This window comes from Rhodanobacter sp. FW106-PBR-R2A-2-24 (genome assembly GCF_058789615.1).
The window spans coordinates 1,049,558-1,075,605 of sequence record NZ_JBYTBV010000002.1 but is presented as its reverse complement, the minus strand read 5'-3'; the positions used below and the strand labels follow the sequence as shown (position 1 = coordinate 1,075,605).

Genomic DNA, 26,048 nt, shown 5'->3' with positions numbered 1-26,048 from the left:
CAACGGTGTTCGACTCGCGTCGGAACGGCGAACAGGTGGTTGTCGTCGGTGTCCGACTCTCGTCAGAGTGGGGGCTTCTTTCTTCCGCGCATCGGCTTGTGCTTGTCGGCCGAGGCGATGTGTTTGAGGGTGTTCTTCGTACGCTTCGCGGCGGCGGGTTTGATCGGCTTGAGGTGCGGCGCGAGGAAGCGGCCGGTGTGCGAGCCGGGCGTGGCGGCCACGGTTTCCGGCGTGCCGGTGACCAGGATACGCCCGCCGCCGGCACCGCCCTCGGGGCCGAGGTCGACCACCCAGTCGGCGGTCTTGATGACGTCGAGGTTGTGCTCGATCACCACCACGGTGTTGCCCTGTTCCACCAGCTGGTGCAGCACGTCGAGCAGTTGCTCGATGTCGTGGAAGTGCAAGCCGGTGGTGGGCTCGTCCAGCACGTAGAGGGTGTGGCCGGTGTCGCGCTTGCTGAGCTCCTTGGAGAGCTTGACGCGCTGCGCCTCGCCGCCGGAGAGCGTGGTGGCGCTCTGGCCGAGCTTGATGTAGTCCAGCCCCACCGCGCGCAGGGTGTCGAGCTTGCGCGCGATGGTGGGCACGTGCTCGAACAGCTTGAGCGCGTCTTCCACCGTCATGTCGAGCACGTCGGCGATGGTGTGGCCCTTGTAGAGGATGTCCAGCGTCTCGCGGTTGTAGCGCTTGCCGTGGCAGACGTCGCAGGGCACGTAGACATCGGGCAGGAAGTGCATCTCCACCTTGAGCAGGCCGTCGCCCTCGCAGGCCTCGCAGCGGCCGCCGCGCACGTTGAAGCTGAAACGCCCGGCCTCGTAGCCGCGCGCGCGCGCCTCGGGCACCTGCGCGAACAGCTCGCGCAGCGGCGTGAACAGGCCGGTGTAGGTGGCCGGGTTGGAGCGCGGCGTGCGGCCGATCGGCGACTGGTCGATGTCCACCACCTTGTCGAACAGCTGCAGCCCTTCCACCGTGTCGAACGGCGCGGGCTGGGTGCCGGCGCCGTTCAATTCCATCGCGGCGAGACGGAACAAGGTGTCGTTGACCAGGGTGGACTTGCCCGAGCCGGAGACGCCGGTGACGCAGGTGAACAGGCCGGCGGGGATGGCCAGGTCCACGTGCTTGAGATTGTTGCCGCGCGCGCCGCGGATGCGCAGCCAGGCCTCCGCGGCGGGCTCGCGGCGCAGCGTGGGCACCTCGATGGCGCGCGCGCCGGAGAGGAACTGGCCGGTGATCGAGCGCGGCGCGGCGAGGATGTCCGCGACCGTGCCCTGCGCCACCACCTCGCCGCCGTGCACGCCGGCGCCGGGGCCAATGTCGAGCACGTGGTCGGCGCTGCGGATGGCGTCCTCGTCGTGCTCGACCACGATCACCGTGTTGCCCATGTCGCGCAGCCGCGTGAGCGTGCCGAGCAGGCGCTCGTTGTCGCGCTGGTGCAGGCCGATGGAGGGCTCGTCCAGCACGTACATCACGCCGACCAGGCCAGCGCCGATCTGCGAGGCGAGCCGGATGCGCTGCGCCTCGCCGCCGGAGAGCGAGTCGGCCTGGCGATCCAGCGTGAGGTAGTTGAGGCCGACATCGTTGAGGAAGCTGAGCCGCTCGCGGATCTCCTTGACGATCTTCGCCGCGATCTCGCCGCGCCAGCCGCTGAGTTGCAGGTCGGCGAAGAAGGCCAGGGCGTCGTCGATGGCGCGGTGGGTGAGCGCGGGCAGCGCGGTGTCGGCCACGAACACGTGGCGCGCGGCGCGGTTCAGGCGCTGGCCCGCGCACTCGGGGCAGGGCTGGTCGCTGATGTACTTGGCCAGCTCCTCGCGCACGGCGGCGGATTCGGTTTCCTTGTAGCGCCGTTCCATGTTGGGCAGGATGCCTTCGAAGGCATGCTCGCGGGAGACCTTGCCGCCGCGCTCGGTGAGATAGCGGAAGGCGATCTTCGTTTTGCCGCTGCCATAGAGGATGGCCTCGCGGGTGGCCGTGGGCAGCGTGCTCCACGGCGCATCCACATCAAAGCCGTAATGCGCGGCCAACGACAGGATCAGCTGGAAATAGTGCGGGTTGCGTCGATCCCAACCGCGCACCGCGCCGCCCGAGAGCGGCAGCTCCGGGTGCGCCACCACGCGCGCGGGGTCGAACACCTGGGTGACGCCGAGGCCGTCGCAAGCCGGACAGGCGCCGACCGGCGAGTTGAACGAAAACAGGCGCGGTTCCAGCTCCGGCAGCGAGTAGTCGCACACCGGGCAGGCGTAGCGCGAGGAGAACAGCTGCTCCGGCGCCGAGGTGTCGGCCGTGCCCGCGCTTCCTGCGCCCGCGGCATCCGCGCTTCCCGGTGCGGCATCCATGTCGACCAGGATCGCCAGGCCTTCGCCCAGCTTCAGCGCCATCTCGAAGGATTCGGCCAGCCGCTGCTGGATGTCGTCGCGCGGACGGAAGCGGTCGATCACCACCTCGATGGTGTGCTTGAGGCGCAGGCCCAGCGGCGGCACCGCGTCGAGCTCGTGCACCACGCCGTCCACGCGGGCGCGTACGAAGCCCTTGGCGCGCAGCTGCTCGAACACCTGCACGTGCTCGCCCTTGCGCTCGCGGACTACTGGCGCCAGCAGCATGTAGCGATGCTCCGGCGCCAGCGCCAGCGCCGCGTCCACCATCTGGCTCACCGTCTGCGCCTCCAGCGGCGTGCCGTGGGTGGGGCAGCGCGGGGTGCCCACGCGGGCATACAGCAGGCGCAAGTAGTCGTACACCTCGGTGATCGTGCCCACGGTGGAGCGCGGGTTGTGCGAGGTGGATTTCTGCTCGATGGAAATGGCCGGCGACAGTCCTTCGATGCTGTCGATGTCGGGCTTCTCCATCATCGACAGGAACTGCCGCGCATAGGCGCTGAGCGATTCCACGTAGCGGCGCTGGCCTTCGGCGTAGATGGTGTCGAAGGCCAGCGAGGATTTGCCCGAGCCAGACAGCCCGGTAATCACGATCAGCCGGTCGCGCGGCAGGTCGAGGTCGATATTCTTGAGGTTGTGCGTGCGCGCGCCGCGAAGGCGGATGGTGTCCATGCGTGGGGCCGCAGGGGGAAACGCCAACTATATCAAACCGGGCAGGTCAGTTATTTGTGCGAAGGCCGTTTTCTTGCGCGCCAGCCTGCCGCAAGGGTGCACCCGAGCATGATCGGCGCCACATGCTTCACGCTATGATGCGGCGATCTTTCGGGAAGTCGCCGTGGAACGTCTGAGCATCATCCTGCCCGCCAAGAACGAGGCGCCTGCACTGGCCGGCCTGCTGCCGCGCCTGCGCGCGGCGCATCCGGAGGCCGAGATCATCGTGGTGGACGATGGCTCCACCGACGATACGCGGGAGGTGTGCGCCAGGGCGGGCGTGAGCTGCCTCAGTTCACCGTATTCGATGGGCAACGGCGCGGCGGTCAAGCGCGGCGCCCGCGCCGCGGGCGGCGACGTCCTCGTCTTCATGGATGGCGACGGCCAGCACGACAGCAATGATGTGGCGCGTCTCCTGGCCAAGCTTGACGAGGGCTACGACATGGTCGTTGGCGCTCGCGGCTGGGGCAGCCAGGCCGGCGTGGGGCGCGGGCTCGCCAATACGTTCTACAACTGGCTCGCCACGCGCATGACCGGCCACCTCGTGGCCGACCTCACCTCCGGCTTTCGCGCCGTGCGCGCGGCCAAATTCCGCGAATTCCTGCACCTGTTGCCGAACGGCTTCAGTTATCCCACCACCAGCACCATGGCCTTCTTCCGCAGCGCCTACCCGGTGGCCTACCTGCCCATCACCGCCGCACAGCGCGTGGGCAAGAGCCACATCAGACCGCTCAAGGACGGCATCCGCTTCCTGCTCATCATCTTCAAGATCGCCACGCTCTACTCGCCGCTGAAGCTGTTCGTCCCTGCCAGTTCGACGTTTTTCCTGCTGGGCTGCGCCAACTACGCCTGGACCTTTGTGCACGAAGGCAGGCTGACCAACGGCAGCACGTTGATGTGGAGCGCGGCGGTGATCGTGTTCCTGATTGGCCTGGTGTCGGAGCAGATCACGGCGTTGACGTATCGGCGCGATGCCTGATAGCCGCCGCCCGCGCATACTGCTGGTCACGCGCAACCTGCCGCCGTTGGTCGGCGGCATGGAACGACTCAACTGGCACATGGCCGAGGAACTGGCCAAGCACGCCGACGTGCGCGTGGTCGGCCCGGCCGGCTCGGCGGCCATGGCACCAACGGGCGTGTCAGTCGACGAGGTACCGCTCAAGCCGCTGTGGAAGTTTCTGCTGCATGCGTCGTGGCATGCGTTCCGCGTGGCGCGGCGATGGCGGCCCGACGTGGTGCTGGCCGGCAGCGGTCTTACCGCTTTGGCCGTCTGGTTCGCGGCGCGCACGAGCGGCGCGCGTGCCGCGACCTATGTGCACGGGCTGGATCTGGCCGTGGATCATCCGGTCTATCGCGCCCTGTGGCGGCCGGCGCTGCGGCACATGGATCGCGTGATCGCGAACAGCCGCGCCACGGCCGGCCTGGCGCAGTCGGTGGGCATACGGCCCGAACGCCTCGGCATCGTGCATCCGGGCGTCGATTTGCCGACCGAACCCACGGTTGCGGAGGTCGCACAAGGCCAGGCGGGCGAGCAGGTGCTGGCGGATTTCCGCGAGCGGCAGCAGCTCGGTCATCGTCCCCTGCTGCTGTCGGTGGGCCGGCTGTCCACCCGCAAAGGGTTGCGCGAATTCGTGGTACGTGCCTTGCCGGACATCGTCGCCGCCTACCCGGATGTGTTGCTGCTGGTGGTAGGCGACGCGCCCAGCGATGCCCTGCACGCCCAAGCGCAAACGCCCGAAAGCATCCAGGCCGCCGCCGCGGCGGCAGGCATCGCCCGCAACCTGCGTTTCCTCGGCACCATCACTGACTATCGAGAGCTTGGTGCGGCCTATCGCGCGGCTGACGTGCACGTCTTCCCGGTGCGCGAGCTACCCGGCGACCCCGAGGGTTTCGGCATGGTGGCGGTGGAGGCCGCCGCCCATGGCCTGCCTACGGTGGCTTTCGCCACGGGCGGGGTGGTGGATGCGGTGGCTGAAGGCGAATCCGGGTACTTGGTGGCCAATGGTGATTACGAGGCCTTTGCGCAAGCCGTGAAGCGCGTCCTCGGCCAAAGCGCATGGCTGCGGGAGCCGTGCAAGGCATTTGCCGCCCGGTTTGCCTGGCCACGGTTTGGCGAACGACTGCGGCGGCTCTTGCGGGGCGCGCGAAGTTGACGCCTACGGTGCGCGGTCTGTCCATGCTGCTTCCCACGAAACCGATTTCCGATAGTGCATTCATGACACAGCCCGAGACGAATGCCAGCCCAAACCGTCAGGCGCATGCCGCGCTCGACCTGGCATCGCGCCACGCCAAGGCGTTGAAAATCGAGCAGCTGCTCGGCATGTCTGCCATGCCGCAGCCCTTGCGCCTGCTGGAAATTGGCACAGGCTCCGGCGGCATCGCGCACTATTTCGCCACCCACCCGCAGCTGCGTTGCGAGGTGCATGCCGTGGACGTGGTGGACAATCGCCAGGTTGTCGATGGGTATGCCTACCGGCAGGTGCCGGGCGTGGAGCTGCCGTTTCCGGATGCCACGTTCGACGTGGTCATCAGCAACCACGTCATCGAACATGTAGGCTATGCTCAGGCGCAGGCGCGCCATCTCACCGAAATCCGCCGCGTGATGAGGCCCAGCGGCGTGGGCTATCTCGCCGTGCCCAACCGCTGGATGCTCACCGAGCCGCACTACCGCCTGATGTTCCTCAGCTGGTGGCCGCGTGCGTGGCGCACCCCTTACCTGCGGCTGATGCGCAAGGGCGACTTCTACGATTGCGAACCGCTGGAAATGCGCCAGCTCGAGCGTATGTTGGATCGTGCCGGGTTCGGCTACAGCGATCTGTGTATCGAGGCATTGCGCGAAACCATGGCGATCGAGCGGCCGCAGGCCATGCTTGCACGCGCATTGGAAAAAAGGCTCATCGCGGAATCGTGTGGGCGTCCACGCCGGCAAAGGCTTGCGTAAACCTCCTCTGGCAAGCCATCTTCGGCCAGCAGGTGGGCGGTTGATTCCTGCATCGACTCGGTGAGCGAGGTTGTGCGATGAAGACAGGCCGCAGTCTGCGCGAGTTGTTCTCCTTCCCCGGCTTCGATGCGGCGGCGACGCTGGCGGGCGAATTCGGCGATCCAAAGGCACGCATCGTCCAACTTCGGCGCCGAAAAAAACGGCCGTGTGTTCGCGCTGCGGCCATCGCTGCCGCGGGCGTTACGACCAGAAAACCTGCCGTAGCCGCGACCTGCGCGTGGCCGGCTGGTTCCTGTACGTGGAGTACGAACGCTGGCGGGTGGATTGTCCCGGGTGCGGCGGCGTGCATGTAGAGCGGTTGGACTGGCTGGCGACCAATCCGCGCTACACCGCGCGCTTCGCCCTGCACGTGGGCAACCTCTGCCGCAGCATGACGAACAAGGCGGTGGCCGAGCTGGAGCGCCTGCACGACGGCACGGTCAAGGACCTGTCCAAGTTGTACATGGCCGAGCAGGTGCGCCGTGCCGGCTTGCCCGCGCCGCGCGCCATCGGCATCGACGAGATCGCCATCCACAAGGGCCACGACTACCGCGTGGTGGTCAGCGACCTGGAGCAGAGGCGGCCGATCTGGTTCGGTGGGCAAGGCCGCACCGAGGCGGACATCGATCGCTTCTTCGCCGAACTGGGGCCGACCAAGAGTGCGCGCATCGAACTGGCGCTGATGGACATGTGGCGCCCCTTCCGCAACTCGGTCGCCAGGAACGCCCCCCACGCCGCCATCGCCTTCGACAAATTCCACATCCTGCGTCACCTCGGCGACGCGCTCGACCAGGTGCGCCGCGACGAATACAAGCGCCTGCAGGGCAAGGACCGTAGTTACATCAAGGGCCAGCGCTACACACTGCTGAGCCACCGCGAGAACCTTAGCCTGGACGGACGCGCCGCCCTCAAGAAGCTGCTGGCAGCGAACAAGCGCCTGCACACCGCCTACCTGCTGAAGGAATCCTTCGGGCAGCTGTGGAGCTATCGCACCGAGCGCGGCGCACGGGTGTTCTTCGAGCGCTGGAAGCAGAGCCTGCGCTGGCAGCGCCTGGCGCCGTACCAGAAGTTCGGGCACATGATCGAGCGCCACTGGGACGGCATCGCCGCCTACTGCCAGCCCGACCACAAGGTCAGTCTCGGGCTGGTCGAAGGCCTCAACAACAAGATCCGCGTCATCCAGCGCAGCGCCTACGGCTACCGCGACGAGGACTACCTGAGGCTCAAGGTCATCGCCAGCTTCCTGCCGCCGCTACCCGAAAACGCCAAAATTCACCCACACTGATCCGCGATGACCCGGAAAAAATACCGGATGGAGTGTTGCGTCCGCTGCTGCGCAGCATGCCCACGCTGATTTATCGCATTGAGCGAGAGTAGGCACAGCGTGGACTGCTGCCGGTCTCGTGGACACCATCCTAAGCTAATTGCTTCTGCTGCTCGAACTGTATCGGGCTGACGTAGCCGAGGGTCGAGTGGCGTCGTCGGCTGTTGTAGAACCGCTCGATGTAGTCGAAGACGTCGGCCTTGGCATCAGCACGTGTGCGGTAGACCTTGCCATCGGCCCGCTCGGTCTTGAGCGACTTGAAGAAGCTCTCCATCACCGAGTTGTCCCAGCAGTTGCCCGACCGACTCATACTGCAGGTGATGCCCAGTTCGTCAAGCAATCGCTGGAACCGATCACTGGTGTACTGGCTGCCGCGATCGGAGTGATGCAGCAATGCATCGGGTTGACCGCGGCGCCAAACCGCCATCATCAACGCGTCGGTCACCAGCTGTGTGGTCATCTGCGACTGCATCGACCAACCTACGATGCGGCGCGAATACAGATCCAGCACGACGGCTACATACAACCATCCCTCGGCCGTCCACAGGTAGGTGAAGTCCGCGACCCACTTTTGGTTCGGCGCGACAGCCTGGAACTGGCGGTCGAGCAGGTTCGGTGCCATCGCCCCGCCGGGCCGCTCGCCACGATCCACCGGCAATCCGCGCCGCCGCGGACGTGCACGCATAGCCTGGGTGCGCATCAGCCGTTCGATGCGATGCAGGCCGCAGCGGTAGCCGGCCTCCAGCACGTCACGCCAGACACGGCGGGCACCGTAGGTGCGGCCGCTGTCGAGGAAGCTCAGCCGAACCTGCTGCCCGATGACCTCGTCGTCCAGGTTTCGCTGGCTCCGCGGTCGCATCAGCCATGCATAGAACCCACTGCGAGACACACCGAGCGCCTCGCACATCATCGCTACCGGCCAGGCCCCTCGGTGCTTCGCCACGAAGCCGAACTTCACATCGACTCCTTGGCGAAATAGGCCGCGGCTTTTTTCAGGATGTCGCGCTCCATCCTGAGCTTGGCGACTTCTTTCTTCAGACGTTCGATTTCGGCCTGCTCAGGCTTCATCTGCGCCTGGCCGGGAAACGCATGCTGCGGATCAACGGCCAACTCCCGGATCCATTTGCGCAGTACGTTCTCGTGCAGATCCAGATCGCGAGCAGCCTGCGTGATCGCTACGCCCCGCTCCTTGACCAGCCGCACCGCCTCACGCTTGAACTCGCCACTGAATGTTCTTCTCGTTGCCATGAACCACCTCCGCTTTCATCATCACACCTAAATGCGGTGTCTGTGAAACCGGCAGCAGTCCAGCGGGCGGGTCTTGATGTCTAGTTGTGGTCTGGGGTTTCCACTTCGGGTTTGACCTTGGTTCCATGCATGTAGGCAATCGCCACGAGGAATTTCACGATGGGTTTGACCAGCAGGTAGGGCACTCGCGGATGCAGTATCAGGCGGTTGATGGCAGGGGCGGTTCGAAGCAGCGGATTCAACAGCAGATCAAGTGCTCGTAGCCAAGCGTGCAAGCGCACATCGAGTGCGGCATAGCCAAGCGATTCGTATGCTTTGGCATGATCGCGTGCAAACAATATGGCTGAGTCGCCTGCGGCGCGATGCATTTTTTCCAGTACGGTCGGTAGCGCCAACGTGTCGAGATGCCTGACCGCAGCATCAGGGCACCAGCCAAGTTTGCCGAGTCGTGAAAGGCGGGCGAACAGGTCGCGATCCTCGAAACCATATTCTTTGTAGCGGTTATCGAAGCCGCCAGCACGATGAAATGCCTCGGTTTGCACGACACAGTTCTGTGTGGAGCCAGCGAAGCTGGAGCCTTGTGCGTGCTGTCGCGCGCGACGGGCTGAGGCGTCGCTTTGGTAGCGCGACCAGAAGCCGTGGCCGTCGCCCATAACCGGGCCGCAGGTGGCGATGCAGCCACTGCGCAGCATGCCGAGATGTGAGGCTAGGAAGTACGGATCTTCCGGCCTGCAGTCGCAATCGATGAATGCGAGAAATTCCCCGCGCGCATTTTCGGCACCGGCATTGCGCGCCATGGAGCGCCCACTATTGTGCGCGAGTGCCACCAACCGAAATTGCCCGTTTGTGCGCTGGCGCAGCAGCTCGGTGCTGCCGTCGTTCGAGCCATCGTCCACCACCACGATTTCGAGCGGGTGATCTGATGGCAATTCCTGCAGAAGCAGCGAATGAACCAGGTTCAGCGCGCGCACCGCATCTCGGAACACGGGGATGACGACGCTGATCACGTTTGATTTGTGCCTTGTCGCGTGGTGAGTAGCGACTCGAACAGAGACAGGTAGCGGGCCGCAATCTGCGGGAGGCCAAAACGTTGCAATGTGCAAGCGCGGTTGCGCTCTCCCATGGCAGCGAGTGCGGACACGTTGGCCGCAAGCGCACGTTGCATGGCTGTTGCCAATGCGCTGGCGTCTTCCGGAGCCACGAGCCAACCCATATCTGGCTGAATGTAGGTATCAAGTCCACCGCAGCGGGTCATCACCATGGCGAGTCCGCGTTCCATGGCTTCCAGTCCAGCGTTGGACATGCCTTCGTAGCGGGAAGGAAGCAAGAATACCCGTGTCTGATCTAGTTCATGTAGCACGGCGTCGTGGCTCAATTCGCCGAGCCATTCGATAGCGTGATCCACGGCTGATGCTTTGGCCTGTTCCTGGAGCGAGGCCCGCTCCGGGCCGTCGCCGGCGATACGCACAAGTCCGGGGCGCAGTTGGTCGCGGATCATTGACAGGGCTTCGATCAGGAAATCGTAGCCTTTCTGGCGGGCCACTCTACCGACGGCAAGGAAATAATGGGGCCGCTGGGATGTTGGCGGTGGGGTCTCACGAATCGATACGCCGTTCGGGATATGGGTGAAGTTTCGACCCGTGAAACCCGCACGGCGCAACTCGTCCGCCATGGCAGGTGCAATAAGGTTGATGGCGTCGCACTGCTGGTCGAGTAGGCGCACAAGCCAACGTTGACCGGGGAGGCTTGTAAGGAATCGCGTGTCGCTCCCGGTTCCGCCCGTGTTCGCTGGCGTCGACACCAGCCTGACATCCAGCAGACGCAGGCACTTCAGCAGGCTCGCCGTAAGCGCCGCCTCGCCAAGAAAGCGGGTATAGATCACATCGTGGCAGTGCCGATGGCGCAGCAACAACGTGGCCAGTGAAAGCAGGTAACTGATGCCGCGTAGTGCGCGCCCGAAGCGCTGCACGACATGAATGCGGCGGACGGGAACTTTGTGCTGCCCCACGGATACGGTGTGCCCGTTCATGCGGCGGCCAAAGCATGTCACCTTGTGGCCGGCATCCATCCAGGCCTCGATCAGATGGGCAGCCTGTTTTTCCGCCCCGCCAGTGACGAAATGCGGTAGATCCGAGATGACGAGGATGCGCACTAGCAGGCCACCCCATAGTGCTCGCGCCAGTCGGCGAGCATCAGCACGTTCCACAGGACGTAGGCGGCGTTCATCTGGCCGCCCATATGTGCCTTCCAGATGTTGCGGACTTCCCTGGCATCCAGCATCGGCAGTTCGCGCAGCGAGCTTTCCGAGAGCCGTGCTTCGGCCCACTCACGCAATGGGCCGCGCAACCAGGCATCCATGGGCGGCGAGAATCCCTGCTTGGGGCGCTCGAACATGCCGGCGGGAATGTATTTTTCCAGAATGCGTCGCAGCGGTTGCTTGCCCGTGCCGCCTATCGCCAGCAGCGGCGTGGCCAATCGCCACGACAGCGCCACTACACGGTGGTCAAGCAACGGGACGCGCGTTTCAAGACTGTGTGCCATCGCCGCACGATCTACCTTGAACAAGATGTCGTCGGGCAGGTAATCAGCCTGATCGCCAAGCATCAGTCGACGCAATGGCTCGCGCAAGGTGGTGCGCGCCAGCAAAGAGGACACGTCTCCGGGATCGCCTGGAATTATGCGGGCATGGCCCGCGCCACCGATGAACGACAGCCGCATCGCGTCGATATTGGGCATGGCGATGCGCTCGGCGAGGCGCGAGAAACGGAAGGACAGTGAACCGGCTGGCCCGCGGCTCGGCGGCAATGGCGTAAGCAGTCGCGCAGCAGCGCCACATGCCAAGGCGGCGCCGCGGCGCAGGGGCAAAGGCAGCGGTTGCAGCACGCGCCAAAGCGCAAGGATGGCGAAGTAACGCTGGTACCCGGCAAACAGCTCGTCGCCGCCATCGCCGGTCAGCGCTACCGTAACGTGCTGGCGGGCCAGTTGCGATACCAGCAGCGTCGGCAGCTGCGAGAAGTCGGCAAACGGCTCGTCAAAGGCCCCGGCCAGCGAGGGAACCAGATCCAGGGCCGCTTGCGCGTCGACGTAAAGCTCGGTGTGCTCCGTGCCGAGGTGTTTGGCCACCGCGCGGGCAAACGGCGCCTCGTCGAAACGAGGCTCGTGAAAGCCGATGCTGAACGTGCGCACAGGGAGCGTGCTTTGCGTTTGCATCAGTGCGGTGACAAGGCTGGAGTCGACGCCGCCGGAGAGAAAGGCGCCCAGAGGTACGTCCGCCGCCATGCGCATCGATACGGCTTCGCGCAGCAAGGTTTCGAGTTGCCGGAGGGCTTCGCCGGCATCGTGGATCGGCTGCGAAAGCCCCTCGGTAGCGACGGCGGGCAACGACCAGTACGGTTCAAGCTTGGATGCCAGCCACTCGGCATCGTGTGGCTGTTGCAGCTCGTCCAGCGACAGTTGCAGCAGGCAACCCGGCGGCAGTCGAAAGATGCCGGCCACGGCAGACTCGAAGCCGTGCACGTAACCGGTGCGCAGAAATCCTGCAACCGATGGTACGTGCATACGCGGCGCCCAACCGGGTAGACTGGTGAGTGCTTTCAGTTCCGATGCAAACGCAAAGCGCCCGGCGACCCAGCCGAAATACAGCGGCTTCTCACCCATGCGGTCGCGGGCCAGCACAAGGCGGCGCTGCTGCTTGTCCCACAGGGCAAACGCAAACATGCCGTTGCAGCGATCCAGCGTGCCTTCCAGGCCCCAAGTGTCGATGGCTGCTAGCAAGGTTTCCGTGTCGGAGGTGCCACGCCAGCGCACATCCGGATCAGCCAAATCCAGTTCCCTGCGCATGGCGAAGTGATTGTAGATTTCGCCGTTGTATACCAGTACGTAACGGCCGCTGTCCGACAGCATCGGCTGGTGTCCCGCAGGGCTGAGATCGATGATCGAGAGCCGGCGGTGACCAAGGGCCATGCCGCAGGCGTCGTCCAGCCATACGCCGCTGTCGTCCGGGCCACGGTGCGCAAGGTGGTTCAGCATCTGCTCCAGCAGAGGCCGGGCCGATGGGGTGGGAGCGAGAATGCCGGCGATACCACACATGTCGTCAGCCCCGCGTGTTGATCGGCTTTTCGCAGTAGGCCTCGACCCCGTTTCCACCCTTGGATACGTGGATGTTCACTGCGCCGAGTGTCTCGAGCGTGCGACGAATCGAGCGTGGAGTGCGGCGGTGCTTGTACACGTCGGTCATGGCATCGTGCGTGTCGAGAAGCATCCATTCGTAATACATGTCACGATCCTTCAAGCCGAAGTGAGGGTAATAGTTGACGATGGGATTGAAACGCGCGATCACGAACTGCAGCAGCTTCGAATTTCGGCAACGCCAGACCAGCGGAAACCAGAAATCGAACACCCGCTTGACCGAGTCGAACTGACGTGACGTGGGCAGTTGGAGAAAGAAGTGGCGATAGGCGTTTCCACCCACTCCGATCGGCGGCGGAAGATAGTTCCTCAGTTTCCATCGGTAGTGGTCGAAGACTAGCGCACCGCCGGGTTTGACCATGCGCCAAAGCGAATGGATGCTTTCCTCGGGATCGGGAGTGTGCTGGATCACACCGAGGCATATCACGAAGTCGTAACTCTCCATCGTGAAAGGCGGTTGGCGGATGTCGGCTTGGGCTAGTGCCAAGCGCTGCGATGAACCATTATTGGCAAGGTTGGCTTCCACCGCACTTGAATAGTCGAACGAGTCGAGCATGGCGCCATGCTTGAGCAGGATCTCGGTAAAGCGCCCGGCCCCGGAGCCGGCTTCTAGTACCCGCTGGTCGCGTACTTCTGGAAGCCGTCCACGCATGCAGCGCGCTAAGCGATCCTCGGATAGCGAAAGACCTGTGTGCGAATCAAGCTGTGTCTTGGGAAAGCGATTCCACTGCGACCCGAATGCGTTGGCGTAGTTGTCGACCGCAACAAACCTCGGAATGCTGCGGACAATTGGAAACGCCGAACCGTCCTCGGCAGTCAGATGTGCATCGGCCGAGGATAGCCGCGCGCCCGTGGCCGGGTGAACGAAGCGTTCTGGTTGAAATTTCATGCTTTGCCCAGTGTTGGGGGAAGTGAGTGGGGTCATTCCGGAAACAACACCTTCAGATATGCGTCCGCGATATGTTCAATGTTGAACTGCCGCAGATGCTCGGTAGGGTCTGGAAATGTTACGTCACCCCTCAGAATCTGCAGGATTGCGTTGGCCATGGCGGCATCATCGCCGACTGGAGTCAAAGTCCCGTACTTGCCGTCGGAAAGTACTTCCCGAACACCCCCTGGCGAATCAGCGGCAACGATGGGCAACCCGCAAGCCAAGGCTTCAAGGAGGACAACCCCGAATCCCTCGTAACATGCGCTGTGAACAAAGATCGATGATTCGTGCATGAATGCCAACGGGTCGCCGACGAAGCCGGCGAACACTGTGTCGTTGGCGATCCCGATCTCCTTGGCCAAAGCGGCCAGTTCTCGATGCAGTATGCCCTCACCAAGAATGACAAGTTTGGCTTTGTGTTGCTTTCTCACGCGCGCGAAGGCGCGAAGCAACGTCGGGTAATCCTTTTGTGGCTCAAGCCTGCCACAGGCGACTATCACAGTGAATTCCTGCCGTCTAAGGGCAGCCATCCAGCTTGGCGCAGTCCCGGCTGCCGGCGACGGTGCAGGGTTTGGAATAATCCGAACCTGTGAGCTATTTGCGAATCCGTGTTTCAGCAGGCTGTCACGAACGCCACGCGAAATCGCAATGATTGCATCGGAGCGACGGTATAATAGTTTGGCTGAGATCTGGTTGAGTAGCGTTCCCCACCAATGCTTGGCCAGTACGTCGATATCGGTAGGGCTTGCCTCTCGCGTGACTACTCGTATCCGGGCGTGAGCGGTGGTTGCAGCCGCCAGTGCACAAATGTTCGCCGGGAAAACTGTCGCAAGCATGCAGCCCGGTCGTTCGCTACGCAGATAGCGTGCCAGTGCCACCAATGCATGAATCGTCTTTCGCTTGTGGAGTTCGACAAGGCGGACGCCATCGGGTACTTGCCCAAGTAGCTGGCCTTCACTGATTGCGATCACGAGATCGCACTTGACATCGTGAGCAACAAAGCGCTCGGCAAGCGACAGCATCACCTTTTCGGCGCCGCCGCCAGCGAGGGATGGGAGGAAGATGGCAAGGTGGCGATCCAATCGGTAGTCCTTAAGGCGAGGCGAGGCGCTGGCGCAGCACCCATGAACCCAGAGCGATCACGCAGATGTCTGTGCAAGCGAGCGCGATGACTGCGCCGAATGCGCCAGCATGTGACACCAAAACAATCAACAATGCGATGGATAGGCTTACCCCGCCGATTTCGATGCCGTTGCGGCTGGCTTGCATATCGCGCATGGTCAACAACGCGGTGATGTATTGGCGCAGGCTGCCGGTGACAATGATGGCGCACATCCAGCGCAGCAAAGGCGTCGCGTTGTTAAAGCCCTGCCCCAACAGCCAGGGCGCGATTGGCGCCAGCAACCAAAGTGCGGCCGCGGCAATTAGCGCATAGCCGGTCACGGTGGCCAGCATGATCGTGGCGAGACGTGTATTACTGGTGGATGGCGTGCGGAATAGGCGCGGAGCAGCGGCAAGTATCAAAGCGTTGACCGGCAACGTAGCTGCCGATGCGACGCGATACGCGGCGGCGTATGGCCCGGTGACGGCCTCGCCCGCGAGGCGCAACAACACGGTCTTATCCAGTTCGCTGCCGGCCGTCAACGCCACGCCGCTTACGGCATAAGGCAGGCCTTCTCGGATGGCTTGGCGGGTGGAGTCGATGGCGGCTGCGTCGCTACGCGGCCAGGCAAGGTGCAGCGTGATGACTACAGTCAGAATGAGCCATGCCAGATACAGCTGCGCGAAGCTGGTGACATCGCGCCAACCCAAGACCGCAATCGAAGCCATAGCCGCCAGTCGCGCGACGGGTGCCAGCGTGCCGATGGCGCTGGAAAGAAACAGGCGCTCTTCGGCCTGATAGCGATACACCAGCGGCAGCAAGGCCGGAGCAGCCAGAATTTCGGCGATCGCAAGCAATACCAGTGCCTTGGCTGGCACTAGTGTGCCAAGCACACTAAGCGATAGGGGAACTGCGAGTAGCGTCAGTGCCGTACCGGTGATTAAGTAGGCACGCTCGGTCGTGGCGAGGCGGGAGCGCATTTCACCACCGCGGGCAACATGTCTTACCAAGGCGATGCCGCTGCCAAGCCCGGTGAACTGGCCGCAAACCATGAACAAGGAGACGGAGCCGGCGAGTGCGCCGTAGCCATCGGCGCCCAGCACCCGCGCCATCAGCACCAGACTGGCGGCCTGCAATGCGATGCGTATCCCGTTCCATGAGCTTGCATGGGCCGCATTGCGCGCGATGCGCCCCGGGCGCCAGCGCATCAAGCGGGATAGTGGTGGATGAAAAGACACGGATGCGCGGAGCCTGTAGTCAGCAGTGGGTTTGTTCGGGACGGCGCTGGCGTTGCCGCCTTGGTGAGGAATGGTGGCAGCCCGGTGGTCGTGTTTCCTGGAGGCCGGGATTGTGGTCAGCCCCCAGCCTTTTCGAGCAACAGGTAACCACCGGAAGTGCTGCGGTCTGGTGCGCTCATGTCGTGGAATCGCCTGGTCAGCCGGCGGGATGCCGGCATGCTTTCGATCCGCACACAATGGCGTTCGCGAAAACCCGCCATACTCGCCAATGCGCGGTGCGTGGCGAATGGTTCGCGGTTCAAAAGATAGGCGCGACGACCGACGAATAGCTTCCACAACCAGTCTGGGCAGGCCCAGTGACCATCCCACGTATTGAACAGGCCGTGTGAGCGAAAGTCGATTTGGTGCGAGGCGAAGCCGCCAGGGCGAAGCCAATGCCACATGGCGTTATAGGCCGACGGCAGGTCGGCGACGTGCTCCATCACGGCGTTGGTGAGAATGAAGTCCACCGAGCCGATATCGGCTTCAAACGGTTGATCCCATGGGGTGCGATAGTCGAGAACGGCCGGATCGCGACGATCACCGCTAACCAAGCTGCGCAGCCATGTGATTCGATCGTCGGCTAGCGTCTGTTGCATGAGGGATGGTGTTAGGACTTCCTCCGGAAACCGGGCATCGGCCAGATCCGGCTTGATTTCGGGAAATTGATTACGGCCGGGAATGTCGGCTCGGCGGCGAAAGAGTTCAACCAGATCATCGAAGACGCGCAGGTTTCGCTCGGGGTCGGCGTGGGCAATGGCGTCCATTGCAAGGTATCGTTTGGCTCCGCTCAGCAATGCGGCAAGCCCCGTGCCAATGGAATCGCCAGGCCCCAGCTCGGCGACAGTTTGCGGAAATTTTTGCATCCCGGCGTCGTACGCAAGCTTCAGATGGCGCATCCAAATACAGTAGCAGTAGTCGGCGGACTCCGTGCCACCAGTCCCCTTGTACAGGGACTCTGGTATCGCGGGGACAAAGCTGAGGACGCCGTAGGCAAGCTGTCTGAAATTCATGTTGTCGATCACAGACGACGTTTTATTTGATCGTCAAAAGTGCTCATTATTCAGGTGCGCGCATCGGCCGACCTGATTAGCGACTTTGCTCAGCTGTTCGTCGCGTGATTTGAGACGCGGCGAGCGCAACCTCGGTGCCATGTTCGAAGCGGGAGAACGATCATGGCGATGAACCAAGTGCAGTTCCAGGCGGGATTGTCGATGGCGCAGTTCATCCAACGCTACGGTACCGAGGCCAAGTGCTATCGAGCGCTGTATCGCGCCCGCTGGCCGCACGGTTTCCGGTGCCCCCATTGCGACAAGCGGCCGCGCTCGCGCTTCCGTCGCGATGGGCGGGTGTACTACCAGTGCCGCGCCTGCCGCCACCAGACAACGCTGACCAGCGGCACGCTGTTCGGTGCCAGCCACCTGCCGTTGACGACGTGGTTCCTGGCCATGCACCTGCTGACAGGCAGCAAGACCAACATGTCGGCGCTTGAGCTCAAGCGCCATCTCGGCGTCAGCTACGACACGGCGTGGAAGCTCAAGCACAAGGTCATGCAGGCGATGACCGACCGCGAGGCGCCGCGCCAGTTGGACGGGTTTGTCCAGATCGACGATGCGTACCTTGGTGGCGAGCGCAACGGCGGCAAGCCGGGGCGCGGTTCGGAGAACAAGCAGGCCTTTGTGGTGGCCGTTTCGACCGACGCCGAGCTGGAGCACCCGACGTTTGCCGTCATCGAGCCGGTGCGCAGCTTCGACAATGCGTCGATGAACGACTGGCGCACGCGGCGACTGGCGCCGGGCGCCGAGGTGTTTAGCGACGGCCTGGGTTGCTTCCGCCGCTTGGCCGAGGGCGACCACGCGCACACGGTGCTGGTGACCGGTGGTGGCCGCGCCAGCACCGAGGTGAAGGGCGCGCGCTGGGTCAACGTGCTGATGGGCAACGTCAAACGCGCCATCAGTGGCTGCTACCACGCACTTCGCCAAGCCAAATACGCCCGCCGCTACTTGGCCGAAGCCGCCTACCGCTTCAACCGCCGTTTTCGTCTCGCGGACATGTTGCCGCGACTGGCGCGAGCCATGACCCTCTGCAACCCTTGGCCAGAGCCGCATTTGCGTGCTGTCGACAATTTTCATGGCTGAGCGAAGTCGCTAATCAGGTCGGCCGAAGGCCGTGGCGTGACGGCGCGTTTTCCGCGGGGCTCAACCCACATCGGTATGGATGTCGTCGTCGGCCGGCGTGGCGTCCGGGCAAGGCGGGGCGATGCCGCCCTGTTCGGCGTACTCCACCCGCCACGGGTGGAGGCATTCGCGCCGGATCTCGCCATGCAGCTCGCCGGCGGGATAGTCCTCGATGCTGACGAGGGGCTTCGGTGTGCCGCGTGCGGACATGGCGTGCGTCTTGGGAGGGGCGGGTGTCGAGTTTACCGTGAGCGTCACGGCCGGGCGTGGGACGTCGAATCAAGGGCGATCCGCGTCGTGCCCGGGCGTAGGCGGCAACTGCGCCTGCAGCCCGGCGATATCGTGATTCAGCCGGCCACCGATGTTGAGCGCTTGCAGATCCTCGATCTGCTTTTCCGCCTCGGCATAGCGACCCTGCGCCGCCAGCATGCGCGCCAGCGTGATGTGATAGGCGGGCTCCGAGCGTTGGCCGGCCACGGCGGCGTCCATCATGCGGGTCGCCAGTGCCCGTTCGTCCAGCACGTTCCATGCGTATTCGCCGTACATGGCTTGCAGTCGCGCCGATGGGCGTGGGTGGGAGAGTGCGGCTTCGAACGCGGTCACCATGCGCTCGGGCGGCAGCGGGCAGGCGTGATCTTCGGCGCATTTGGCCAGCGCACCCAGCGAGCTTTCATCCTGCACGCCGGGGGGGTGCGCCTTGAGCTTGGCGATGATGCTGTCCCACCATGCGGCCTTCAGCGGGCGCCCCATGCGCGCATTCATGAAGATCAGCGCCTGCTGCGGCAGGATCGAGGATTGAGGCAGCGCGGCGGCCTGCTCCAGCGGCGCATAGGCCAGCGCCGTGTAGGGGGAGGCGGGGTCATAGTGCGAATAGATGATGTAGGTGCGGCCCAGTTCGTATTGGGCGCGTGGCGAGTCGGGCGCGCGCGCGGCCAGCTCCTGGGCGAGACGCAGCGGATCGCCCCAGGCGTAGGCGGTCAGCGTGGTCAGCGTGCCCCACCACAGCAGCAGTGCCGCGAGGATGATCCGTCGCGGCCATCGCCAGCTGATGGTGGCTTGTTCCTGCCATCCCGCCAGCCACGGCACCAGTGCCAGCATCAGCCCCAGGCTGGCGAAATAGTTGCGGTGCTCGTACACCAGCTCCAGCGGCAAAAGGGTGCCGGTCAGCAGTTGGCCGCCCAGGAACCAGGCCAGGCCCAGCGCCACCATGGGGTGGCGTTTGCGCCAGCGCAGGGCCAGCCATGCCAGCGCGGCAAGCACGCCGATGGCGGCCAGTGTGGTCCATGGCGAGAGCAGGCCGGTCGAAGGGGGGAACTGGTCGTGGTAGAAGGAGAGCGCACCGGGCGCGGGCAGCAGCGTCCAGGCGATATAGCCGCAGATGACGCGCGCCTCGGTCAGCAGTCGGGTGCCCAGCGTGAAGTCGCGCGTGGCCCATTGGCTGGGCGCCAGTACCTGCGGCAGCAGCCAATACAGGCCAAGCAGCAAGGGCAGCAACAGCACCACGGCAAACAGGCCGAGGAGGCGGCCATCCCACCACGAGCGCGCCTGTGCGCGACGCTCCGTGTCCCCGCCGAACACGATGGCCTCGACCAGGAAGGCGTACAGCGGCAGCATCACCGCAGTTTCCTTGGCGAGCAGGCCGATGGCCGTGCACAGCACGAGGCTGGCCACGCAAAGCCCGAAGTCGCCGCGTCCCGCTGACCCCGGGAGGGACGTCGAGGTGGGTTGGGCGTGCAGCATCCGCCGTCGCCCGGTCACGTAGCCGACCAGGCCGAGCAGCACCCACAGGTTGGCCAGGCTCTCCTCGCGCTGCACCACGTACAGCACGGCGGTGAGGTTGATTGGCAGCAGCATCCAGCCGCCTGCGATCAGTGCGGCCACGGTGCCCGCCCGTCGCTCCGTGGTTGCCACGGCCATCGTAGGAGTCCGCTCGCGGGCGATGCTGTTGAATCCCCAATTCCGAATCCCGGCGGACGGCATCGCCTGCGAGTGGGCTCCTGCGGGGATGGCCTGCAGCAGCATCCGCGCAAGCACGAACACCAGCACCCCGTTCAACAGGTGCAGCAGCAGGTTGAAGAGCTTCCAGCTCCAGGGATCGAGCCCGCCGACCAGATAGTTGGCGGCAAAGCTCAGCGAAGCCAGCGGCCGCTTGAACTCGCTGGCCGGCGAGGAAAGCGCGGCGCGCACCAGCGAGGCGACGCCGGCCGCATGCGGCTGCACGCCGGGGTTGTCCACGATGTTGGGGTAATCGTCGAACAGCCAGCTGCCGGAGAGGCCGGGCCAGTAGGCTAGGGCGGTAATCACTAATGCGGCCAGCAGCAGCCAGGCAGCATGGTGTCGGGAGTTCATGGGCAATGGGCGCGGTGCTTGGGCATGGCCGGGTATCTTAGCCATTCGGCAGGTTGCCGCCCGTAGGCGCGACGCTGACTCGCGCCGGTTCTCAGTTGGCTCTCCGTTCCGTTCGCCCCGAGCGTAGGTGCATGGCGCTGAAGTCGAAGGGTGCGCTACCGGGCTGTTTCTCAACAGCTCGGTAGCGAGCCATCCTGGTTTCAAGCGGTGCGGATCTCGCCTAGCAACTCGGGGTGGCGATCCAGCACCTTGAGCAGTTTTACCAAGGCCAAGGGGGCTTGGTTTTGCCGTTCTCGTAGCGCGAGAAGGCATGGATGCCGCCGCCGAAGATTTCGGCAGCTTCACGCTGGTCGAGCGCGAGCTTCTTGCGCACGGTGGTGATGAATCCAGGGTCGACGATGGCTGCGTTGATTTGTTTGGCGAACGCGCGCATCTCGCGCATGACGCGATCCGATTCCGTCGCATCCAGTACGGACTCGGCGCACGCGGGGCAAAAGTCGCCGGTCACTGCGGCGATGGTGGTGGTGTCGCCCTTGTAGGTGTAGGGCAGGTCGCGGGTATCATGAATCAGCTGCGCCGCGCCGCACACGGGACATTTCATGGTCATAGCTCCTTGAAGGACACGATGAGCACGTCATCGATGACCGTCAGCTTCAGGTACACATTGCCTCAACCGATGCCTCCCGCCCTCGCTCGGACACGTAGCCGACCAAGCCCAGCAGCACGAACAGATTGGCCACGCTCTCTTCGCGCTGCACCACGTACAGCACGGCGGTGAGATTGATCGGCAGCAGCATCCGCGCGAGCACGAACACCAGCGCCCCATTCAACCGATGCCTCCCGCATGTGCCCGGAGCATCGCCGCTGAAGCGGCTCCTACGGGGCGGCGGCCTTGGTCTGCAAGGCCAGCAGCTCGGCGTCGTGCCGCAGTGCCGGTTGCAGCGCCATGGCCTTGGCGATCACGGCCAAAGCCTCCTGCGGTCGGTGCTGCTCCAGCAGATAACCGGCCAGTTGCGGAGCGTATTGCGCAAGGTGGGCGTCCAGCGCCAACGTCGCTTGCCACTGGGCGATGGCCAGCGTCGTGTCATGCAAGACGCCGCCGGCCAGCTCGGCGTACTCGGCGTGCAGGCTTTCGCGCGCGGGCACGCGGGCCACCGCGATGGCGTAGGCCTCGGCCAATTGCCTGGCGTCGATGCCGGTGTCGCCGCCGACGCGCTGGGTCATCAGCTTGTTGAGCGACTGGAAGCTGTCTGGGATCAGCGGGCGCGTGCGCAGCTTGCGCTTGAGGCTGTCCCAGTAGGGCTGGGTGGGCAGTTGCGGGTTTTTCGAGGCCTCCAGCAGCAGGGCTTCCTCGGCCAGCGGCGAGTCGGTACGCAAGGTAGTGGCGCGCTGCAATTGCTGGATGCTGAGCGAATACAAGGGCGAATCCGGGTTGCCGCCCGACATCGCCATGTAGCTGCGCGCCAGATCCTGCGCGGCGCGCGCGGAGCCAGGGTTCAGTTCCACCAGGGTGCTTGCCAGCATCAGCTTGCTGCCCCAATTGGCCGCGCGCAGCGCGGTGAGGAAGCCGAGGTTGAGGATGAGCACGCAAGCCAGCAGCGCGGGCAGGCGCGAGCGGCTGCGCTGGCCAATCCACCACGCCAGGTCGGCCGCGATCAGCACCACGCCCAACAGGGCAGGGTAATTGCGGTGTTCGAACACCAGCTCTAGGTTGATGGGCGAGCTGGTCAGCACATGTGCCATGAAAAACCAGCCGATGCCCAGCGCCAGCAGCGGGCGGCGCTGGCGCATGGCCACGGCCAAGCCCAGCAAGGCCAGCAGAAACACCCCACCGTACAACGTGGTGGCCGGGTGCAGCCAGCCGGTGGAAGCGAGGTAATCGTCGTAATAGAACACCATGTGGCTGGGGGCGGGCCACACGATGAGGCCGAGGTAAAAAGGCAGGGCGCGCAACTGGGTCAGCTCGCGCTCGCCAGCGGTGAAATCGCGGCCGGCATAGGCCGCCGCCGTGGCGTAATGCGGCAGGAGGTAAAATAGGAACACGGCCAGCGCGGTCAGGCAACCGGCGATATAGAACACACGCCAGTACCGTGTGGTGGTTGGCGCGGCCGCCTTGAAGCGCAGCACGGTCAACTCCAGCAGCAGCGCGTAGCCGGGCACCAGCACGGCGGTTTCCTTGGCGCCGTAGCCGATCACGATAAGCACGGCGCACACGGTCAACCACGGCCAGCCGCGCCGGCCAGCCTGTTGCAGCGCGCGCGCGCGCCAGTAGGCCAGGAGCGCCAGCAGCACGAAACTGAAACCCATCACCTCCATGCGCTGCACCACATACATCACCGTGGAGACTTGCAGCGGGTGGATGGCCCATGCCAGGGCAATGCCCAGTGCCCAGCCGCCAAGGCGGCGCTGGTGGACATGGGCGTCTTCACCCGTGCCTGCGGGCCAGGCGGCATCCAGCAGGCGCTTGGCCAGCAGCCACACCAGCACGGTGTTGCCCAGATGGAGGATGAGGTTGAACAGCTTGAAGCCGAACGTGCTGCCGCCCAGCGCGTAGTTCAGCGCATAGCTCAGCATCGCCAGTGGGCGCTCGATATTGATGCGCGACCACGTCCACGCCCGGTGCCATTCACTCCAATGCCAGCCGGTAACGTGGATGGCCGGGTTCTCGGCGAAGATGGGGTAGTCGTCGAAGATGAAGCCGCCGTGGAGGGCGGGCCAGAAGGCGAGGATGACCAGCAGCAAGGCGCCCAGCAGGGGCAGCGCGAAGCGTGGAAAGCGGTTGGGCGCGTGGTTCATGGGGGGGCTTGTAGATGGGGGGAAGGCGCAAGGCGCACGTGGCGTGTCCTTGGCGTTGCATGGCGCCGCGCGGCGAGTATCAATCGGCCATGGCGTCATGCGGCCATTTTCGGGCCGCATGCAGCACACGCAGCACGCGCACCTGATCGTGGGCGATGTCGTAGATCAGCAGGTAGTTTCGATGTACAACCAGCTCGCGCGTGCCGGCGAGGCGGCCTGCGCGTCCGAGTTCCGGGTGATCGGCCAGGCGCCCGGCTTTCTCGGTGAAAAGCTCATCGAGCATCAGTGCGGCAGCCGGGTTCTCTTGCGCGATGTACTCACGAATGCCCTTGCGGTTGAGTCTCGCGCGGGCAGTCCAGACCAGGTTCACGCCGCACGATCCGCAAGCTTCTGTCGTATGGACGCACGCCACGCGGCTGACTCAGCTTCCACCTCTGCCGCAGGTATCAAGTTGCCGGCGTTGGCCTCGACGATTCCCGCTGCCACCTCTTTGCGAAACCAATCGTCGTAGTCGGCGGCCTCTTGGCGTTGCTGCACGAAGTCGCGCATGAAGTCGCGCAGGAGCTGTGCACCGCTGCGATCACGCGATTTGGCGGCTGTGGTGAAAGCGTGCTTGAGGGTCTCATCGACCCGGAAGGTAAAGGTGGCTTCGCTCATGGCAGGTGCCTCGGGTTACATCCGGCGTACATCGTAACACCAGGGGGCATGGGCGGCAGAAACACAGGCGGCAGCGGCTGCGCCGTTTTGGCCATCTTCCGCACCGGTTTTTGGCCCATGGAACCACCATGGGCCTGCAAACCGTCACGCAAGCTGGCTCAAAACGAATCTTGCCTCGCCTGCTTGGTTTCTACCGCCCAAGCTCCTTGGGGTGAGTGGGCTGGCGTTTCCTGTGTGACGGTGCATGCTTGAAGTGCTTTACGGAGAGCCAGGCGCTGCCGTGCCGGTGCCTGGCTCTGAACTCGGCGCGGCGCCGACATGTACGATGGTTGGGCTGATGGAGCCGATCCCGGCCTCCCACTCCGCCAGCAGGCGTTTGAAGAACGGTTCGGGTACACGTTCCCGGTGCTCGTGGATCGAGCCAAGCATGCTTTCGCTGATGCGCTCGATGACCCGTTCGGGCTTCGTCACGTAGCAGTGCTCCTTGCCGAAGGCTATCAATTCCTCGCGTGTCGGGTAGGAAAAGCGCTTGTTGAGCTTGAGGGCGAGGGTACGATCGGTCTGCATCGTGCCCGTGCGTGCGTTGTAATCGTCGTAGGCGGCCGTGGTCACCACGTCGTACAGCGGGGCCAGCGTCGGGGCATCGGCCATGGGGTGCTCGTAGAGCAGACCGAAGTTCTTCAGGTGCGCATCGCCGTTGCGCACGGCGACGCAGAGCACCAGGTACTCATAGAAGGCCTGGGCGCTGGCAGGTGCGTTGGTGCCGCAGAAGAGCTTGATCGCCCGGGCGATGGTTTCGTAGCTCTGCCTGTACTTGTAGTTGCCGGTGGGCTCGCGTGCCTGGTCGAGGACAACCGTCATGTCCTCGAAGCCCAGCTTGTTGCCGTTGCGCAGATCGAAACGTTCCATGATGAAGAGCTGGCCGTCATCCGAGAGCCAGAAATTCGGAACGGCGATGCCGGCGCGGCGCGCCGCATCCATGCAGATGAACTCGTTGAGCGACAGGTGTTCGTAGCCGGCGCCTCCGGTCTTCACGATGAGGTTGGAGTGCAGTACCGTGGTTCGGTCGCGCATGGGGTGATCGGCATCCGGGATCATCACCTTGGGCTGGGCACCTGAAATGCCTGCGTTGAGGTAGGTGTCCACCAGGTGATCGAAGAGTTCCCGCGAGGCAGGGTCGCGGATCAGACGCTCCCTGCCAACGCTGGCTTTCAGCGGCTCCGTGGCTTGGCCGGGAGCCTCCAAGTTGAGGCGACCGATGGTCTGCTTCCCCGTGAGGTGGAGCAGACGCATGTCGTCCACCTTCTCGAACTTGGCCAGCCTCTCGTGGATCTTGTTGAGAAGGTAGCCTTCGGGAAGCGACATGGAGAAGATGGGCGGAAGGACGCTGCTCCGCAGCGAGTCTTTCTCCAGCGGCAGGGCGAGTGATACCGCGCAGACGGGATCGTTCGTCTGGTAGTCGAACTCGTACTGGGACTTGTGGCGAAGACTTCCCGCCAGGCCCTGCGGCGTGACGACCCGCAGCTCCTTAATTTTCATCGTCGTCCAGATCGAGCAGGAGGCGGAGGTTATCGACCGTCGGGCGCGTGTCGATGATCGCGATGCCCTTGCCAAGCGCGGCCAGGCTGGCCATCAGCGTGTGCAGGGACACATTCTTGCCAGCCTCCATGTCGAGGATGGTCTGACGGCTGCACTGGGCCGCGTCCGCGAGATCCTGCTGGGTCTTGCGGAGGGCCTTCCGTTCCTTGCGGATCGCTTGGCCGATGTCGATGGGACTCATGTTGGGAACAAGCATGATGTCTGCTCTGGCCGACATTACTGGCACATGATGCCAGTAATGTACGTTGAAGTACACATTCATGCAAGCCGAGGGGCTTGCCGCATTCAGCTTGTCGCGAGCAAGGCTTCAATGCAGAACAACGCCGAGTGAGCTGCGACAACG

General features: G+C 64.2%; 22 protein-coding genes and 1 pseudogene. 5 read left to right on the top strand and 18 right to left on the bottom strand.

From position 1 onward, the window contains the following. Positions 1-62: 62 nt before the first annotated feature. Positions 63-3,038 carry an excinuclease ABC subunit UvrA gene (uvrA, locus tag AC3WQA_RS06110; protein WP_492674178.1) on the bottom strand — a complete coding sequence of 992 codons (2,976 nt, stop codon included), beginning with the start codon at positions 3,036-3,038 and terminating at the stop codon, positions 63-65. 163 nt (positions 3,039-3,201) lie between these two features. On the opposite strand from uvrA, the gene AC3WQA_RS06105 reads away from it, so the two are divergent. The 4 genes from AC3WQA_RS06105 to AC3WQA_RS06090 all read left to right on the top strand — a co-directional run bounded on the left by AC3WQA_RS06105 (position 3,202) and on the right by AC3WQA_RS06090 (position 7,342). After that, on the top strand, positions 3,202-4,056 hold the full coding sequence (locus AC3WQA_RS06105; RefSeq protein WP_492674177.1) for a glycosyltransferase family 2 protein: 855 nt from the start codon (positions 3,202-3,204) through the stop codon (positions 4,054-4,056). Next, positions 4,049-5,230 carry a glycosyltransferase family 4 protein gene (locus AC3WQA_RS06100; protein WP_492674176.1) on the top strand — a complete coding sequence of 394 codons (1,182 nt, stop codon included), beginning with the start codon at positions 4,049-4,051 and terminating at the stop codon, positions 5,228-5,230. Before AC3WQA_RS06105 ends, AC3WQA_RS06100 begins: the two co-directional genes overlap by 8 nt. Further along, positions 5,134-6,018, top strand: coding sequence for a class I SAM-dependent methyltransferase (locus tag AC3WQA_RS06095; protein WP_492674175.1), 885 nt, complete (start codon positions 5,134-5,136; stop codon positions 6,016-6,018). The genes AC3WQA_RS06100 and AC3WQA_RS06095 overlap by 97 nt, the downstream gene beginning before the upstream one ends. Positions 6,019-6,223: 205 nt before the next feature. Then, the gene (locus tag AC3WQA_RS06090; protein WP_492673495.1) at positions 6,224-7,342 is read left to right on the top strand and encodes an ISL3 family transposase; all 1,119 of its coding nucleotides are present in this window, start codon (positions 6,224-6,226) and stop codon (positions 7,340-7,342) included. A gap of 130 nt (positions 7,343-7,472) precedes the next feature. Here AC3WQA_RS06090 and AC3WQA_RS06085 read toward each other — a convergent pair. The 8 genes from AC3WQA_RS06085 to AC3WQA_RS06050 form a co-directional block, all read right to left on the bottom strand. Further along, positions 7,473-8,629, bottom strand: a protein-coding gene (locus tag AC3WQA_RS06085) for an IS3 family transposase (protein WP_492674174.1) whose coding sequence is annotated in 2 segments (ribosomal slippage) — positions 7,473-8,368 and positions 8,368-8,629 — 1,158 coding nt in all. Because the reading frame shifts where the segments join, the coding sequence is not laid out codon by codon here. Positions 8,630-8,709: 80 nt separating this feature from the next. Next, positions 8,710-9,636 carry a glycosyltransferase family 2 protein gene (locus AC3WQA_RS06080; protein ID WP_492674173.1) on the bottom strand — a complete coding sequence of 309 codons (927 nt, stop codon included), beginning with the start codon at positions 9,634-9,636 and terminating at the stop codon, positions 8,710-8,712. Then, positions 9,633-10,781 (bottom strand): glycosyltransferase family 4 protein, encoded by a 1,149-nt coding sequence (locus AC3WQA_RS06075; RefSeq protein WP_492674172.1) that lies wholly within the window; start codon positions 10,779-10,781, stop codon positions 9,633-9,635. Before AC3WQA_RS06075 ends, AC3WQA_RS06080 begins: the two co-directional genes overlap by 4 nt. Continuing rightward, entirely contained in the window at positions 10,781-12,718 is a 1,938-nt protein-coding gene (gene asnB / locus AC3WQA_RS06070; protein WP_492674171.1) for an asparagine synthase (glutamine-hydrolyzing), read from the bottom strand. The genes AC3WQA_RS06075 and asnB overlap by 1 nt, the downstream gene beginning before the upstream one ends. Positions 12,719-12,722: 4 nt before the next feature. Continuing rightward, positions 12,723-13,706: a class I SAM-dependent methyltransferase gene (locus AC3WQA_RS06065; protein ID WP_492674170.1), complete on the bottom strand. Its 984-nt coding sequence runs from the start codon at positions 13,704-13,706 to the stop codon at positions 12,723-12,725. Between the two features lie 32 nt (positions 13,707-13,738). Beyond that, positions 13,739-14,830, bottom strand: coding sequence for a glycosyltransferase (locus AC3WQA_RS06060; RefSeq protein ID WP_492674169.1), 1,092 nt, complete (start codon positions 14,828-14,830; stop codon positions 13,739-13,741). 10 nt (positions 14,831-14,840) lie between these two features. Then, entirely contained in the window at positions 14,841-16,058 is a 1,218-nt protein-coding gene (locus AC3WQA_RS06055; RefSeq protein WP_492676331.1) for a lipopolysaccharide biosynthesis protein, read from the bottom strand. 146 nt (positions 16,059-16,204) lie between these two features. After that, positions 16,205-17,152: a methyltransferase domain-containing protein gene (locus AC3WQA_RS06050; RefSeq protein WP_492674168.1), complete on the bottom strand. Its 948-nt coding sequence runs from the start codon at positions 17,150-17,152 to the stop codon at positions 16,205-16,207. A 150-nt stretch (positions 17,153-17,302) separates the two neighbouring features. Between AC3WQA_RS06050 and AC3WQA_RS06045 the strand changes: the two genes are divergently transcribed. Next, complete coding sequence (locus tag AC3WQA_RS06045) at positions 17,303-18,265, top strand: IS1595 family transposase (protein ID WP_492673425.1); 963 nt, start codon at positions 17,303-17,305, stop codon at positions 18,263-18,265. Positions 18,266-18,325: 60 nt separating this feature from the next. Here the strand turns inward: AC3WQA_RS06045 and AC3WQA_RS06040 are convergent, their stop codons facing one another. From AC3WQA_RS06040 to AC3WQA_RS06000, 9 genes and pseudogenes are all read right to left on the bottom strand, one after another. Further along, positions 18,326-18,514 (bottom strand): hypothetical protein, encoded by a 189-nt coding sequence (locus AC3WQA_RS06040; RefSeq protein WP_492674167.1) that lies wholly within the window; start codon positions 18,512-18,514, stop codon positions 18,326-18,328. A 69-nt stretch (positions 18,515-18,583) separates the two neighbouring features. Beyond that, entirely contained in the window at positions 18,584-20,653 is a 2,070-nt protein-coding gene (locus AC3WQA_RS06035) for a tetratricopeptide repeat protein (protein WP_492674166.1), read from the bottom strand. Between the two features lie 200 nt (positions 20,654-20,853). Beyond that, positions 20,854-21,254 (bottom strand): annotated as a pseudogene (locus tag AC3WQA_RS06030) (type II toxin-antitoxin system MqsA family antitoxin). Between the two features lie 52 nt (positions 21,255-21,306). Then, positions 21,307-21,483, bottom strand: a complete 177-nt coding sequence (locus AC3WQA_RS06025) for a hypothetical protein (protein ID WP_492674165.1) — start codon at positions 21,481-21,483, stop codon at positions 21,307-21,309. A gap of 46 nt (positions 21,484-21,529) precedes the next feature. Beyond that, positions 21,530-23,449 carry a glycosyltransferase family protein gene (locus tag AC3WQA_RS06020; protein ID WP_492674164.1) on the bottom strand — a complete coding sequence of 640 codons (1,920 nt, stop codon included), beginning with the start codon at positions 23,447-23,449 and terminating at the stop codon, positions 21,530-21,532. A gap of 79 nt (positions 23,450-23,528) precedes the next feature. Continuing rightward, positions 23,529-23,819 carry a type II toxin-antitoxin system RelE/ParE family toxin gene (locus AC3WQA_RS06015; protein ID WP_492674163.1) on the bottom strand — a complete coding sequence of 97 codons (291 nt, stop codon included), beginning with the start codon at positions 23,817-23,819 and terminating at the stop codon, positions 23,529-23,531. Next, on the bottom strand, positions 23,816-24,106 hold the full coding sequence (locus tag AC3WQA_RS06010; RefSeq protein ID WP_492674162.1) for a CopG family ribbon-helix-helix protein: 291 nt from the start codon (positions 24,104-24,106) through the stop codon (positions 23,816-23,818). The genes AC3WQA_RS06015 and AC3WQA_RS06010 overlap by 4 nt, the downstream gene beginning before the upstream one ends. Positions 24,107-24,364: 258 nt before the next feature. Beyond that, positions 24,365-25,645, bottom strand: a complete 1,281-nt coding sequence (locus tag AC3WQA_RS06005) for a type II toxin-antitoxin system HipA family toxin (protein ID WP_492674161.1) — start codon at positions 25,643-25,645, stop codon at positions 24,365-24,367. Continuing rightward, positions 25,635-25,886 (bottom strand): helix-turn-helix domain-containing protein, encoded by a 252-nt coding sequence (locus AC3WQA_RS06000; RefSeq protein ID WP_492674160.1) that lies wholly within the window; start codon positions 25,884-25,886, stop codon positions 25,635-25,637. Before AC3WQA_RS06000 ends, AC3WQA_RS06005 begins: the two co-directional genes overlap by 11 nt. Positions 25,887-26,048: the final 162 nt, after the last annotated feature.

Excerpts from the sequence above, each read along its gene's own strand:
- AC3WQA_RS06065 (WP_492674170.1), bottom strand. The coding sequence starts at position 13,706 with ATGAAATTTCAACCAGAACGCTTCGTTCACCCGGCCACGGGCGCGCGG.
- uvrA (WP_492674178.1), bottom strand. The coding sequence starts at position 3,038 with ATGGACACCATCCGCCTTCGCGGCGCGCGCACGCACAACCTCAAGAAT.
- AC3WQA_RS06020 (WP_492674164.1), bottom strand. The coding sequence starts at position 23,449 with ATGAACCACGCGCCCAACCGCTTTCCACGCTTCGCGCTGCCCCTGCTG.
- AC3WQA_RS06005 (WP_492674161.1), bottom strand. The coding sequence starts at position 25,645 with ATGAAAATTAAGGAGCTGCGGGTCGTCACGCCGCAGGGCCTGGCGGGA.
- AC3WQA_RS06040 (WP_492674167.1), bottom strand. The coding sequence starts at position 18,514 with ATGTCCGCACGCGGCACACCGAAGCCCCTCGTCAGCATCGAGGACTAT.
- asnB (WP_492674171.1), bottom strand. The coding sequence starts at position 12,718 with ATGTGTGGTATCGCCGGCATTCTCGCTCCCACCCCATCGGCCCGGCCT.
- AC3WQA_RS06100 (WP_492674176.1), top strand. The coding sequence starts at position 4,049 with ATGCCTGATAGCCGCCGCCCGCGCATACTGCTGGTCACGCGCAACCTG.
- AC3WQA_RS06095 (WP_492674175.1), top strand. The coding sequence starts at position 5,134 with ATGGCTGCGGGAGCCGTGCAAGGCATTTGCCGCCCGGTTTGCCTGGCC.
- AC3WQA_RS06000 (WP_492674160.1), bottom strand. The coding sequence starts at position 25,886 with ATGAGTCCCATCGACATCGGCCAAGCGATCCGCAAGGAACGGAAGGCC.
- AC3WQA_RS06045 (WP_492673425.1), top strand. The coding sequence starts at position 17,303 with ATGGCGATGAACCAAGTGCAGTTCCAGGCGGGATTGTCGATGGCGCAG.
- AC3WQA_RS06055 (WP_492676331.1), bottom strand. The coding sequence starts at position 16,058 with ATGCGCTGGCGCCCGGGGCGCATCGCGCGCAATGCGGCCCATGCAAGC.
- AC3WQA_RS06010 (WP_492674162.1), bottom strand. The coding sequence starts at position 24,106 with ATGAGCGAAGCCACCTTTACCTTCCGGGTCGATGAGACCCTCAAGCAC.
- AC3WQA_RS06035 (WP_492674166.1), bottom strand. The coding sequence starts at position 20,653 with ATGAACTCCCGACACCATGCTGCCTGGCTGCTGCTGGCCGCATTAGTG.